The 13,567-nt window shown below is 68.0% G+C and carries 10 protein-coding genes; 3 read left to right on the plus strand and 7 right to left on the minus strand.

What is annotated here, in order from left to right; all coding sequences use genetic code 11:
* Positions 1–113: 113 nt before the first annotated feature.
* Both J2Y70_RS06940 and J2Y70_RS06945 read right to left on the minus strand, forming a co-directional pair.
* Complete coding sequence (locus J2Y70_RS06940; RefSeq protein ID WP_309915112.1) at positions 114–764, minus strand: exopolysaccharide biosynthesis protein; 651 nt, start codon at positions 762–764, stop codon at positions 114–116.
* Positions 748–2,091, minus strand: a complete 1,344-nt coding sequence (locus J2Y70_RS06945) for a hemolysin family protein (protein ID WP_309915115.1) — start codon at positions 2,089–2,091, stop codon at positions 748–750. Before J2Y70_RS06945 ends, J2Y70_RS06940 begins: the two co-directional genes overlap by 17 nt.
* A 251-nt stretch (positions 2,092–2,342) precedes the next feature.
* Here J2Y70_RS06945 and J2Y70_RS06950 point away from each other — a divergent pair, with 251 nt between their 5' ends.
* Both J2Y70_RS06950 and J2Y70_RS06955 read left to right on the plus strand, forming a co-directional pair.
* On the plus strand, positions 2,343–2,972 hold the full coding sequence (locus J2Y70_RS06950) for a DUF47 domain-containing protein (protein ID WP_263398064.1): 630 nt from the start codon (positions 2,343–2,345) through the stop codon (positions 2,970–2,972).
* Between the two features lie 97 nt (positions 2,973–3,069).
* Positions 3,070–4,194 (plus strand): inorganic phosphate transporter, encoded by a 1,125-nt coding sequence (locus tag J2Y70_RS06955; RefSeq protein ID WP_309915122.1) that lies wholly within the window; start codon positions 3,070–3,072, stop codon positions 4,192–4,194.
* 93 nt (positions 4,195–4,287) lie between these two features.
* Here J2Y70_RS06955 and J2Y70_RS06960 read toward each other — a convergent pair whose 3' ends face one another.
* Positions 4,288–5,742, minus strand: coding sequence for a S10 family peptidase (locus tag J2Y70_RS06960; protein WP_309916221.1), 1,455 nt, complete (start codon positions 5,740–5,742; stop codon positions 4,288–4,290).
* A gap of 227 nt (positions 5,743–5,969) precedes the next feature.
* Here J2Y70_RS06960 and J2Y70_RS06965 point away from each other — a divergent pair, with 227 nt between their 5' ends.
* The gene (locus J2Y70_RS06965; protein ID WP_309915126.1) at positions 5,970–6,854 is read left to right on the plus strand and encodes a CDP-diacylglycerol diphosphatase; all 885 of its coding nucleotides are present in this window, start codon (positions 5,970–5,972) and stop codon (positions 6,852–6,854) included.
* On the opposite strand, the gene J2Y70_RS06970 is transcribed toward J2Y70_RS06965, so the two are convergent.
* The 4 genes from J2Y70_RS06970 to parE all read right to left on the minus strand — a co-directional run bounded on the left by J2Y70_RS06970 (position 6,799) and on the right by parE (position 13,525).
* Complete coding sequence (locus tag J2Y70_RS06970; protein ID WP_309915128.1) at positions 6,799–8,322, minus strand: hypothetical protein; 1,524 nt, start codon at positions 8,320–8,322, stop codon at positions 6,799–6,801. The two genes, J2Y70_RS06965 and J2Y70_RS06970, sit on opposite strands and share 56 nt — an antisense overlap.
* Positions 8,323–8,411: 89 nt before the next feature.
* Positions 8,412–9,989, minus strand: a complete 1,578-nt coding sequence (locus J2Y70_RS06975) for a hypothetical protein (protein WP_309915131.1) — start codon at positions 9,987–9,989, stop codon at positions 8,412–8,414.
* 52 nt (positions 9,990–10,041) lie between these two features.
* Positions 10,042–10,980 (minus strand): hypothetical protein, encoded by a 939-nt coding sequence (locus tag J2Y70_RS06980; RefSeq protein WP_309915134.1) that lies wholly within the window; start codon positions 10,978–10,980, stop codon positions 10,042–10,044.
* Between the two features lie 655 nt (positions 10,981–11,635).
* On the minus strand, positions 11,636–13,525 hold the full coding sequence (gene parE, locus J2Y70_RS06985; protein WP_309915137.1) for a DNA topoisomerase IV subunit B: 1,890 nt from the start codon (positions 13,523–13,525) through the stop codon (positions 11,636–11,638).
* Positions 13,526–13,567: the final 42 nt, after the last annotated feature.

Raw genomic sequence — 13,567 nt, forward strand, 5'->3', positions numbered from 1 at the left:
AAACGTGGCGCGGCCTATCCGAATCGCTTCAGCGGGCCATCGAACGATACAGGCGAAAACTCTGCAAGGTCGTCCGCGAAGCGACGCGAGCTGTTATGACGGCGCGCCTCGGGCTACAGCTTGTGCATCCACTCGCGGGTCAGGTCGACCACCTGGTCCGAGGCCAGGCCCAGGCCGACCGCCACCGCGATGCCGCCCAGCCACGAGACCAGCATCAGCCCGCCGTCGCGTTCCAGCAGCGCCAGCGAAAACAGCAGCAGCATCGCGCCGAAGGCGTAGTTGGTGAACGGGATCGGCAGCGACAGCAGGATCCCCAGCACCACCAGCAGCAGGCCGCTGAAGGCGCGTGCCGGCGGCGACTCGACCAGCACCGGCAGGCGCGGCTTGAGCAGCTTGTCCAGCCGTCGCAGCCAGGGCGCGATGCGGCCGACGAAGCGCTGCATGGTGCGCCGGCGCGGGCCGCGTTCGCCGATGAAGCGCGGCAGCCAGGGCTTGCGCAGGCCGATCAGCATCTGCACGCCGATCAGCGTCACCAGCGCCCCGCTGATGCCGCCGGCCAGGCCCGGCACCGGCAGGAACGCCGGCAGGATCGCCACGAACAGGAACATGCCGAACGCGCTTTGCTGCAGGTCGGCCAGGATCACCCGCAGCCGCAGCTGCTCGTCCGGATCGCCGAGGATGAAGGTGTCGAGCAGGGTGCGAATGCCTTCGGCGCGGTAGCCGTCGGCGGCCTCCGCGCCGGGCGTGTCACCCGGTGATGTCATCGCTGTTCTCGTCCTGCAGCTTGCTCAGCAGCAGCTTGTCCACGCGCGCGCCGTCCAGGTCGACGACCTCGATGCGCCAGCCGGCCCAGTCGAAGAACTCGCCGGCATGCGGGATGCGGCCGAAGTAGTAGATGCACAGCCCGGCCAGGGTGTTGTAGTCGCCTTCCTCGGCGTTGGGCAGCTCGGCGCCGCCGAGCAGTTCGCGCAGATCCTCGATCGCCAGCGAGCCGTCGATCAGCAGCGAGCCGTCGGCGCGGGTGACCACCAGCGCGTCCTCGTCGGCGTTGTCCACCGACTGCAGGCGCCCGACCACCGCGCCCATCAGGTCGCTGATGGTCACCAGGCCCTGGATCTCGCCGTACTCGTCCACCACCAGCGCCATCGACTGCTGTTCCTCGCGGAAGATCTCCAGCAGCTTCATCGCGTGGGTGGATTCGGACACGAACAGGGCGTCGCGCAGGCTCTGGAACAGCTGGGTGGCGTTGCCGTCCATGCGCGTGACCAGCGATTTCACTTCCAGCACGCCGGCGATGTCCTGGTCGCTGCCGCGGTACACCGGGTAGCGCGAGAACTCGTGCTCGCGCATGGTCTGGAAATTGCGCTCGGCCTCGGCATTGGCGTCGAGCCAGGCGATGCGGTTGCGCGGCGTCATCAGGCTGTCGGCGGTGCGGTCGCCCAGGCGCATGACCCGGTTCATCATGTCGCGCTCGTGGGCGTCGATCACGCCGGCTTCGTGGCTTTCGGCCACCAGCATGCGGATTTCCTCTTCGGTCACCGACGCCGACTGCTCGTTGCCCAGGCCGAGCACGCGCAGCACCAGCCGGGTCGAGCGCGACAGCACCCACACCGCCGGCGCGGCGATCAGGGCCAGCCAGCTCATCGGCACCGCGACGAATCCGGCGATGGCTTCCGAGCGCGTCAGCGCCAGGCGTTTAGGTACCAGTTCGCCGAAGATCAGCGTCAGGAAGGTGATCAGTACGATCGCCAGGGTCTTGCCGATCATCGCCGAGTAGGGCTGCGGCTGGCCGACCAGGCTGAAGGTGGCCGACAACGCCGGGAACAGCGACTGCAGCTTGGTCGCGATCGCCTCGCCGATGGCCTCGCCACCGAACACGCCGGTCAGGATGCCGATCGCGGTGATGCCGATCTGCACCGTGGACAGGAAGTTTTCCGGGTTCTCGGCCAGCGCCAGCGCCTTGGCCGAGCGCGTGCTGGACTGCGCCATCTGCTTCAGGCGGCTCTTGCGCGAGGTCATCAGCGACATCTCGGACATCGCGAAGAAGCCGTTCAGCAGCACCAGGGCGGCCACGATCAACAGTTCAAGCATGCGCGCGCTCCCTGGCGGCAAGGGAGGCGAGGACACGGGCGCCGAGGCGGCGCGGGGGAGGGGGGCTGGGGTGGTCGTCCATAGGGTGCGCCTAGCGACGGCGCGGCGGCATGGTAGCAAACCCGAGCGGCCGCCGCGTCCACATCGCGCTGACGCGACGCCGCCGGTCGCCGGATTACCCCGTTTTGTCAGCAAACAGTCATAATTCCGCCCCGGTGCCGTCCCTCCCGCGACGGCGGGAAGCGCGTTTCATGTTCTCGTTGCAGACCATCTTCGGTTCCGGCAAGCAGTTCTACACCCTGCTCGACGAAGCGGCGCAGGCCGCCTACGACAGCACCAAGGCACTGCATTCGATGATGCGCCAGGCATCGGACCGGCAGCCGGCGCTGGACGCCTTCAAGCTGGCGCGGCTGCGCGAGCGCGCCGCGTCCGACAAGATCGGCCAGGCGCTGGTCGACAGCTTCATGACCCCGATCGAGCGCGAGGACATCGAGGCGCTGGGCTCGGCGCTGTACAAGATCCCCAAGCAGGTGGAGAAGTTCGCCGACCGCTATTCGCTGGCGGTGCAGCACCTGGAGCACATCGATTTCGCCCCGCGCGCGGCGATGCTGGAGCAGGCCGCGGCGGTGGTGGTGGAGATGGTCCACGACCTGCGCAACATGCACCTGGACCGGATGAGCGCGCTCAACGACAAGCTGCGCTCGCTGGAGAACGAGGCCGACCGGCTGATGCTGGAGCTGTACCGCGACATCTACTCCGGGCGCCTGGACAACCTGCAGATGTTCCTGCTCAAGGAGTTCTTCGAGATCCTGGAGAAGGCCATCGACCGCTGCCGCGAGGCCGGCGTGGTGGTCTACCAGATCGTGCTGAAGAACTCGTAATGGGCACGGTCCGGATCCGCTGCATGCGCGGCCGTGCCGCCATGCCCGCCGCCGCGACGTCGGCCTTCGGCGCTGCCGCCGGCGCGAGGAGCGCACGATGCTGACGCTGGTCCTGATCGTGATCCTGGCCGCGTTGGTGTTCGAGTTCATCAACGGCTTCCACGACACCGCCAACTCCATCGCCACGGTGGTCGCGACCAAGGTGCTCAGCCCCGGCTGGGCGGTGACCCTGGCCGCCGGCATGAACCTGGTCGGCGCGCTGACCGGCACTGCGGTGGCGATGACCATCGCCTCGGGCCTGCTCAACACCGACGTGGTGACGGTCACCCCGCAGGTGATCCTGTGCGCGCTGCTCGGCGGCATCGTCTGGAACCTGATCACGTGGTGGAAGGGCCTGCCGTCCTCGTCCTCGCACGCCTTGATCGGCGGCCTGTGCGGCGCCGGCCTGGCCGCGGCGCATAACAACTGGGGCGCGCTGATCTGGTCGCAGAACGTGGGCGACTGGGCCAAGAACAAGGGCCTGCTGTGGAAGGTGTTCGTGCCGATGATCACCTCGCCGATCGCCGGCTTCCTGCTCGGCATCGCGGTGATGCTGCTGCTGTGGGCGCTGATCGCCGGCCTGTCCAAGGTCGGCGGGCGCATCGGCCGGCTGGCGCGGCCGCGCTGGGTCAACGCCTTCTTCGGCAAGGCGCAGATCGCCTCGGCCGCGTACATGGGCTACGCGCACGGCCACAACGACGCGCAGAAGACCATGGGCATCATCGCCATGACCCTGGTCGGCGCGCAGAGCACCGGCGCGCTGGACGACCTGCCGGGGTGGCTGGCGTTCCTGCACCCGGCCGCCAGCCAGGGCCAGGGCATCGCCACCTGGATCGTGCTGACCTGCGCGGTGGTGATGGCCGCCGGCACCGCCTCGGGCGGCTGGAAGATCATCAAGACGCTGGGCCACAAGATGGTCAAGCTGCACCCGATCCACGGCTTCGCCGCGGAGACCAGCTCGGCGACGATCCTGACCCTGGCCGCGCACTTCGGCATGCCGGTGTCCACCACCCACAGCATCTCCACCGCGATCATGGGCGTGGGCTTCGCCAAGAACCCGCGCTCGCTGCGCTTCGGCGTGATCGAGCGCATCGTCTGGGCCTGGATCCTGACGATTCCGGCGGCCGCCGGCGTGGCGTATCTGATTTTCCGGATGTTCGCGCTGTTTGGTTGGGCGGGGTGAAGCCGGGACCGGGGACCAGGGACCGGGGACCCGGAAGAGCGAAGCCGGGAACCCGCTTTTCCGGGTCCCTGGTCCCCGGTCCCCAGTCCCGACTCAATTAGCGCGATACATCGCCAGCACATCCCCGCGCAACGCGCGCTGGCTGTCGGCGCGGTTGTAGAACATGTGGCCGCCGGGGTAGTTCTTGACCTGCACGCGGGTCGGGTCGTTGCCCATCACCGGCATCTGGTCCACGGTCAGCACCGAGCCCATGAACGGGCACGACAGGTCGTTCCAGCCGTGCACGATCAGCACCCGCAGCTTGGGGTCGATCGCCACCGCCTGGCGCAGCTCGGTCACCGAACCCTTGCGCAGTTCGTCGTTCCAGTCCCACAGCTTGTTCACGCCGTAGTTCAGCGCCTGGTAGCGCGCATCGACCTTCCAGCCGACCACGCGGGTCACGAAGTCGACCATCGCGGTGGTGGTCGGGGCGATGATGCTGTCCAGCAGCGGATCGTTGGCGCGCTGCTCCGGCGCGTTCGGGAACGGATCGAACGCGGTCACGTTGGAGTCGTAGCGGCTGCCGAGCTGGCCCTTGTCGCGGAACACCTCGCGCAGGTAGGCCTGGGTTTCCAGGCGGCCGCCGGCGCGGCGCACGTACACCGGGTCCAGTCCGGTCATCGCCGCCACCTGCTGGACCATGCGTTCGCTGCCGGCCGCGTCCGAACGCCCGCGCAGCAGCGCGGTGACGTAGTCGCCGCGGGTGTAGTCGATCACCTGGCGCATCGCTTCCGGGGTCAGCCGCTGCTCGCGCTCCAGGTGCGCCGCGGCGATCGAGGGCAGGGTCAGCATCCACGCCAGCGGCGACACGTCACCGTTGTCGTCCAGGGTCGGGTTGAGGTACGGCGAGACCAGCACCACGCCGTTCATCGCCACGCCCAACTGGGTCTGCAGGTAATGGGTGATGCGTGGGCCGCGGAAACCGCCGTAGCTTTCGCCGACCAGGTACTTGCGCGACTGCAGGCGCTGGTTCTTCAGCAGCCAGTCGTAGATCGTGCGCGACAGGTACTCGACGTCGGCCTGCGGGTTGTAGAACTGTTTCTTGGCCTCCTCGTCGCCGATCCGCGAACGGCTGAAGCCGGTACCGACCGGGTCGATGAACACCAGGTCGGTGAAATCCAGCCAGGTGCCGGGGTTGTCGTGCAGCGTCGCCGGCGCCGAGGCGCTGTCGCCCTCGCTGCCGAAGGCGACCACCTTCGGCCCGATCGCGCCCAGGTTGAGGTAGACCGACGCGGCGCCGGGGCCGCCGTTCAAGGCGAAGGTGACCGGCCGGTCCTTGCCGTCCACGGTGTAGGCGGTGAACACCACATCGGCGACGACCTTGCCCTGCGCGTCCTTCACCGGCAGCGTGCCGACCGTGGCGGTGTAGCTGAGCGACTTGCCGTCGACGCGGGTGACCTGGCGCACCTTCGCATCGGCCGGCAGCGCGGCCGGCTTGGCTTGCTCGGCGCTGTCGGCCTTGTCCGTTTTGTCGGTCTTGTCGGCATCGGCGGCCAGTGCAGCGGTCATCGGCAGGACGGCCAGCAACAGCGCGGCCAGCAGGGGCTTGGACAGGGTCGGCACGGTGGGCGCTCGGCAGAAGGGAAGGCGGCATGCTAGGCCGCGCCGAGGCGCGGGCGGATGTGCACAAAGGCATGGTCGAGGCGGGTCGCCGACGTGCGTGCCGGCCTCGGCGCGAAGCGTCATCGGCGCCGGCTACAATCGCCGCCGTCGTTCGCGCTGCCCGGTCGGTCGTCATGTTCGCCGCTCGCTCGTGGCCACAGGCCGCGTTGCCGCTGTTGCTGCTGGTCGGCTGCGCCACGCCGCCGCCGCCCGCGCCACTCGTGTCGCCCGGCTCGCCGGCCGCACAGGATCCGCATGCGCATGATCGCCAGCGACTGTGGCGGCTGCTGGACACGCAGTGCCTGCCGGCCGCGCGCGCCGGCCGCGATCCGGCGCCATGCAGCGAGGTGCATCCGCAACGCGGACAACGCTACGCGCTGATGAAGGACCTGCGCGGCGCCTCTCAATACCTGTTGATCCCGACAGTGCCGGTCAGCGGCATCGAAGACCCGCGCGCGCGGGCCGCGACCGCGCCGAACTGGCTGGCGCTCGCCTGGCAGGCGCGGTCGCGGGTCGAGCGGGCGCTGCGCCGGCCATTGCCGCGCACCTACGCCAGCCTGGCGATCAATGCGCCGGTCGCGCGCTCGCAGGACCAGTTGCACGTGCACATCGATTGCCTGGATCCGCAGGTGCGCGCACAGTTGGACACGTTGCAGGCGCGGATCGGGCCGGATTGGGCGCCGTTGCCGCAGCGCCTGCATGGCCATGTCTATCGCGCGATGCGCCTGGACGGCGCGGACCTCGACGCGCGCCCGTTGGCGTTGCTGGCGGTCAGCCTGCCGACGCCGCAGGCCATGGCGCGGCAGACGCTGGCGGTGGTCGGGGCGCGTTTCGGGGACGGCCGCCCCGGGTTCCTGTTGCTGGCCGGGGAGGCGGACCAGGGCGATGGCGGCGGCGGCGCGGAGGAACTGCAGGATCACGGCTGCACCGCGCTGGCACCGCGCGCCGGCGCCGCGATGGGGCCTACCAGGCCAGCGCCGGATCCGGATCCGGGCAGCGCGGCAACGGCCGGCAGATGAAGGCCAGGATGTAGATGTTGTCGTCGCGTGGCGCCGCTGCCTGCGCGGGCACGGCCGGCGCCGTGGGAGCCACAGGGGCGACCTCGGCGACGCGCAGGTCGCGCGCATACGCATCCAGGCGCAAGCGCCGCAACGTCGCCTGCGCGGCCACCGGCTGCGCCGCGACCGGTGCCGGCCGCCCGATCGCGATGCGCGGCCGCAGCGTCGGTGCGGCGACGGGACGCAGCGGCATGCGCAGCGTCGCGGCGGCGGCCGGCGCCGCCATCTCCGGGGTGCCGCGCGGCGCAATCATGATCGCCGGCCGCCGGCGAATCCCGATCGGCCCCTCCGGCACGCGCGGCAGCAGCCGCGGCCGGGCGATCCGGGTCGGGCTCAACCGCAGCTGCCGCAGCAGCATCGGGTCGAACCCCAGCGCGGCGTTGGGCGCCGTCGGTGCCGGCGCGCTCGGCTTGCGCTGCACCTGGATGTCGCGCGCGAACACCACGGCCACCGGATAGGCGGTGCACAGGCCTTGCGCAGGAGACTGGCCGTCGCTGAGTTGCCGGTTGGCATCGGCGAAGCGCCAGAAGCGTGCCGCGAAGGCGTCCGCGCTGAACCAGGGGCGGATCAGCGCCGCCGAACTGAACTCGAAGCGCAGTGAGGCGATGCCCGCGTCGCCGCCGGCGCCCAGTCGTGCGCGCATCTCTGCCGGCGCCTCGGCCAGCGCCGCATCGATTTCCGCGCCGCTGAGTTCGAAGCGGCGCCAGGACCCTTCCTCCAGTGCGTTTCCGGGCGCATAGCTGGTCGGGTACACCTGCAACTGGTCGCTGGCGCGGGTCAGCGTGTCCATGTCGGGATTGCAGCGCCCTTTCCATTCGCTGAGCGTCTGCCACGGTGATTTTGCGCCGAGCCCGCTGACCTGGGCCTGCGCCTGTTCGACCGCATCGCGGTAGCCTAGCGCCGCCCAGTCGGCCAGGGCATCGTCCAGCCCGCGTTGCAGGGCAGGCTGCTGCAGGTCGTGCCAGGCCTGCACCTGCGCCGCGTCGCCAGCGGTGGCGGTGGCCTGCTGCCCCAGGTAGTCCTGCTGCAGCAGCAGGTAGCGATCGCGATAGCTGCGGTAGGCGAGCGCGGCGTCGGTCGGCAGGCGCCGGCCGTCCTCGTCCTGCCGGTACAGCACCGCCGATGCGGCCTGGTAGTCGGCCTCTTCCTGCGCGCTGCGGGTGGACTGGGCGAATTCGGCTTCGCGCAGCACCTGCGCGTAGATGTCCCACAGCAGCGTCTGGCTGTCGCCGCTCCAGGCAGGGCCTTCGGGGATACGGTTGGCCAGCAACGAAAATTCGATCAGGTGCTGCATCGTGCCGTCGCCGAGCAGGTCCAGCGCTGCAGGCGCGAACGCCAACGGCGTGACCGGGAAGCTGAGGTCGGTGTCGTCGCTGCCGAATACGTGTTCGGCCTTGGCCATCAAGGCCAGTTGGGCGGCTGCGTCCATTGCAGGCGATTCCTTGAAGAAGGGAACATCGGGCGTGCGCAAGGCGGCAGGCGGCCGTTCGGCCGCCCGCCACTGCGACGCGGCGCCGCTCAGATCCAGTCGGTGATGCTGGGCAGCGGATCCGGCGACTTCGGGAACACGTGGCACTTGAAGCCGATGATCTGGGTGCCGTCGACCTTCATCGTCTGGCTTTCGCGGTCGTAGTGCCCCTGGCTGGAGCGCTCGCCGCTGGCCGAGCTGCGCCCGTGCGAACCGCCCATATGGAACGGACCGAACGAGAACACGCCGCCGCCGCTGGCGGAGGAGCGCTGCCAGGACTCGGCCATGTCGCTGAAGCCGGAGGACTTGGCGAAGCACAAGGTGAGGTCGCGGACCAGGATCAGCGAGGTCGGGTAGGCCGGCAGCAGGCCCTTGGCCGGGGTCGCGCCGTCGGAGGCGAACTGGCCCTTGGCCTCGGGGTTGTTCTGGTCCATGCGCCAGCTCTTGCTCATCAGGAACGCGGTCTTGAACCAGGGCCGCACGATCGGCATCTGCGCGATGCTGAACTTCATGCTGAAGTGCTCAGAATCGAACTGCACGTGCGACTGGCTTTCGCCGCTGGCGCTGCTGGCCTTGCCGCCGCCGGCAAAGATGCCCAGAAACCCGCCGCCGGCGCTGGTGCTGGAGCGGCGCATCGCATAGCTGGAGTTGCTGGAGTTGTTGTAATCGGCGGAGCTGAAGCCGAATTCGGTCCAGCCGGCGTTGTCCATGAAGTTGCCCGGCACCACCGAGCTGTAGAAGAAGTCGCTGCCGGACGGGCCGCCGGTCAACCGTGCCTTTTCCAGGTCGTCACGGTACTGCTGCTTGAGCAGGGCCATGTCGCGCTGCATCACCTGGTCGATGAACGCGGCGATCTGCTCGTAGTCGTTCTTGTAGCCGTTGGACACCCAGTCGGACATCGCCGCCTTGACCTTGTTGCGCAGGATGTTGGCGTTGATCGCCCAGTTCTGCACTGCGCGCTGCGTGGACGCAGCCAGGGCGTCGATGCGCTGATTGTTGTATTCCAGCGCCGCGCTCATGTAGTCGACCATCTTCTCGTTGTAGGCCTTGACCAGCGGGCTTGGCTCGGTGACCTCGACCTCGCTGTCGTCGATCAGGTTCTTTTTCTTGGTTGTTGTCTGCAGCAGGCCGCGGAACTTCTCGATCTTCTTCTTGATGTCATCCGGCAGCTCGTTGTGCATGACCTGGCTCATGCGCAGGATGTAGTCGTAGCGCTCGGACAATGTGCCTTCGTTGTTCATCACGCTCAGTGCGGCGAACTGGTTGTTGACGTTGGCGGCCAAGTCGGGCACGAAGTCGACCAGACGTGCGAAATTTTCTGCCTGTAGGATCAGTTGCCCTGCATCGCTGCCTTTGTACTCTTCAAGTTGTGCAGGGGTCATTTCCGGTGCGGTGGTGCTGCCATCGGGCTGGGCCGTCCGCGTTTCCTCCAGCGCGGCCTTGCGCACCACGCCGGTGAGGCCCTGCTTCATGAAGCGCACGTCCTCGGGCTGCAGCGGAATGCCGGGCGTGGCCCAGCTGAAGAAATTGTCCTCGGATTTGGGGACGGTATCGTCGCCGTTGGTGAGGACGTTGTAGACCTTGCCCATGACCGAGTTGAGCATGACGTCGGGAGTGACGAGTGGCATGAAAGTGCTCCTTGCGATAGGAAGATGGGCGGCGTTCCCGCCGCCCTGGAGTTCACGGAAGATCGGCGATCACCGCGCCGTAGTAGTTGTCGACGAACGACTGCTGCGGCACCGCCAGGTCGACGCTGTTCTCGCCCCACGACCAGATTGAAAGCAGCACGTCGTCCTTGTGGAACTTGAGCGTGCCGTCATCGTTCTGCGGGCCGTCCATCACCGCCACGGTGATGTTGTTGAGCCCGACGATGTAGTGGTTGGGGAACAGGTTCAGCAGAAACCGCTCGTCGATCGACGCCGCACTGCGCCGGGCGTCGTGCAGCAGATTGGTGTTGATCAGCAGCGATACGTCGCGGCCTTCGCGGAACTCGATGCCGGTGGCGTGCGGGATACCGGCCGGCGCGGCCCAGTTGCCCTCGTCGCTGACCTGCGCATAGATGCCGGTGGCGCGCAGCCAGCTTGCCAGTTCTTCCGGTCTGGTCAGCGCGGCCAGCTGCTGCTCCGGATCGCCGACCCAACTGCTCTGCCAGAACGGCTGGTCGGTGTTGCGGATCGCGCTGAGCAGCATCCAGTCCGCGCCGAAGGTGCCGGTGCTCAGGCTGCCGTAGTCCTGCGCCAGCAGCGTGTCCATGGGGGCGATGGAGAGATCGCCCAGATCGGCACTGCCGTCGTCATACAGCGTGGTGGCGAAGTTGGCGAATCCGAGCGGATCGCGGCTGGCCCACATCAGCAGCAGCGATGCCGGCCCGCACAGGTTCAAGGCGCCCTGGCGGATCAGACGCGGGTTGTTGACCAGGTCGAGCAGGCGGTCGGCCACGTCGGTGCGATCCAGTCCATTCCAGGAACCGCTGCCGTCGGTGTCGCGGAAGGTGGCGATGACATCGCGCGCTTCGTCGATGTCGGAGACGCTGCGGGTATCGTTGGCGCGGGTGTCGGTGAGCAAGGCGTCGAGTTGGTCGAGATCGTCGAACGCCGGGGTGTCGGAGCTGTAGCCCATGATGGCTTCCTTTTCGTGGTTGATTCCTGGTGCGGCCGGCGCAATGCGGGCCACCCCATCAACAACGCCGCATGCGAAAAAAAGCGGACAGTCCTGTGCGAAATTTTTTGAGGCCGGAGGTGTTGCCGAGCGTGGCCGCTTTGCGCTGCGATCACGTACGCGCATGCCGCGCGCGAGCCATTCTTTGCGTGTGCGCAGGCAATGCGAGCTGATGCGCCTGATCGATGCATGCAAGCGCAACGGCGGGGCCATTGCGTTTTCGCCGACAGCAAGGCGCGTGTCGGCTGCCGTGGGAGGGCTTCGGCCCCGAAGCCATGTAGTAGGACGCGGCGGTTACCGCTCGCTCGTCGCGACTGGAGTCGCTCCACAAAGGGCGGCTCGGCATGCGGTTGGCTGGATGGGTTCAACCGATATTGCAGCAGCACCGCCTTTCGGCATCGCATGGTGTGACTGAAGTCGCTCCTGCAGTGCTTCGTCGTGTAGCCGGTGCACTGTGGGAGGGACTTCAGTCCCGACTGCAATGAGGCCAGGCGCGCAATGCAATACCTGTCGCTATTGCATCGCGGTCGCGGATCATCGAGCGGCGATCAAGCAGCGGGTCGCAAGAAGCGGGCGACCGCACCGGATCCCGAAGCATCGATCCCGACGAAACGCCTCAGACCTCCAGCGAAGCCAGGTCGCCCTTGCTTTCCAGCCACTGCTTGCGGTCGCCGGCGCGCTTCTTGGCCAGCAGCATGTCCATCAGCGAGGCGGTCTCGTCGCCTGCGTCGACGGTCAGCTGCACCAACCGCCGTGTGTCCGGATGGATGGTCGATTCGCGCAGCTGCTGCGGGTTCATTTCGCCCAGTCCCTTGAAGCGGGTCACGCTGAGCTGGCCCTTGAGCTTCTCGCGCGCGATCTTCTCCAGCAGCGAGCGCTTCTCTTCCTCGTCCAGCGCGTAGAACACCTGCTTGCCCACGTCCACGCGGAACAGCGGCGGCATCGCCACGAACACGTGGCCGGCATCGACCAGCGCGGGGAAGTGGCGCAGGAACAGCGCGGTCAGCAGGGTGGCGATGTGCAGCCCGTCGGAGTCGGCGTCGGCCAGGATCACCACCTTGCCGTAGCGCAGCCCGCTGATGTCGTCCTTGCCCGGGTCGCAGCCGATCGCGATCGCCAGGTTGTGCACTTCCTCGGAGGCCAGCACGCTGCCGGAGGCCACTTCCCAGGTGTTGAGGATCTTGCCGCGCAGCGGCAGGATCGCCTGGAAGTCCTTGTCGCGCGCCTGCTTGGCGCTGCCGCCGGCCGAGTCGCCTTCCACCAGGAACAGCTCGGTGCGCGACAGGTCCTGGCTGATGCAGTCGGCCAGCTTGCCGGGCAGGGCGGGGCCGGAGGTGACCTTCTTGCGGGTGATCTGCTTTTCGGTCTTCAGCCGCGCGCTGGCGCGGTCGATCGCGATCTGCGCGATGCGCGTGCCGGTTTCCACGTTCTGGTTCAGCCACAGGCTGAAGGCGTCGTGCGCGGCGCCTTCGATGAAGCCGGCGGCCTGGCGCGAGGACAGGCGTTCCTTGGTCTGGCCGCTGAACTGCGGGTCGGTCATCTTCAGCGACAGCACGAAGGTGACCCGGTCCCACACGTCTTCCGGCGCCAGCTTGACGCCGCGCGGCAGCAGGTTGCGGAAGTCGCAGAACTCGCGCAGCGCGTCGGTGAAACCGCTGCGCAGGCCGTTGACGTGGGTGCCGTGCTGCGCGGTCGGGATCAGGTTGACGTAGCTTTCCTGCACCAGCTCGCCGTCGGCGACCCAGGCCACCGCCCAGTCGACGATCTCGCGGTCCTTCTTCAGGTTGCCGACGAACAGGTCGGCCGGCAGCAGCTCGCGCTCGGCCAGCTCGCCCTTGAGGTAATCGCGCAGGCCGTCCTCGAAATACCAGGTGTCCTGCTCGCCGGTCGCCTCGTCGTGCAGCTTCACGGTCAGCCCGGGGCACAGCACCGCCTTGGCGCGCAGCAGGTGGCGCAGCGCGCGCACCGCGAACTTGGGCGTGTCGAAATACTTGGGGTCGGCCCAGAAGCGCAGGCGCGTGCCGGTGTTCTTCTTGCCGACGCTGCCGACGATCTCCAGCTTGGACGCAGGGAAGCCGTCGGCGAATTCCATCCGGTATTCGTTGCCGTCGCGCTTGATGAACAGCTCCACCTTCTTCGACAGCGCATTGACCACGCTGACGCCGACGCCGTGCAGGCCGCCGCTGAAGGTGTAGTTGCGGTCGTTGAACTTGCCGCCCGCATGCAGCCGGGTCAGGATCAGCTCGACGCCGGAAATCTTCTCCTCCGGATGGATGTCCACCGGCATGCCGCGGCCGTCGTCGGACACTTCGCAGCTGCCGTCCTTGAACAGGGTCACCTCGATGTGCCGGGCGTGGCCGGCCAGCGCCTCGTCCACCGCGTTGTCGATGACTTCCTGGGCCAGGTGGTTGGGGCGGGCGGTGTCGGTGTACATGCCCGGCCGGCGCTTGACCGGGTCCAGGCCAGAGAGAACTTCGATGTCGGCAGCGTTGTAGCGGGTATTCATGCGTCTCAACAGGTGGCGCGAAGCAGATTCGGAAAGTGTGCG

Origin of the sequence: Xanthomonas sp. 1678 (assembly GCF_031455575.1) — a bacterium.
Taxonomy (GTDB): domain Bacteria; phylum Pseudomonadota; class Gammaproteobacteria; order Xanthomonadales; family Xanthomonadaceae; genus Xanthomonas_A.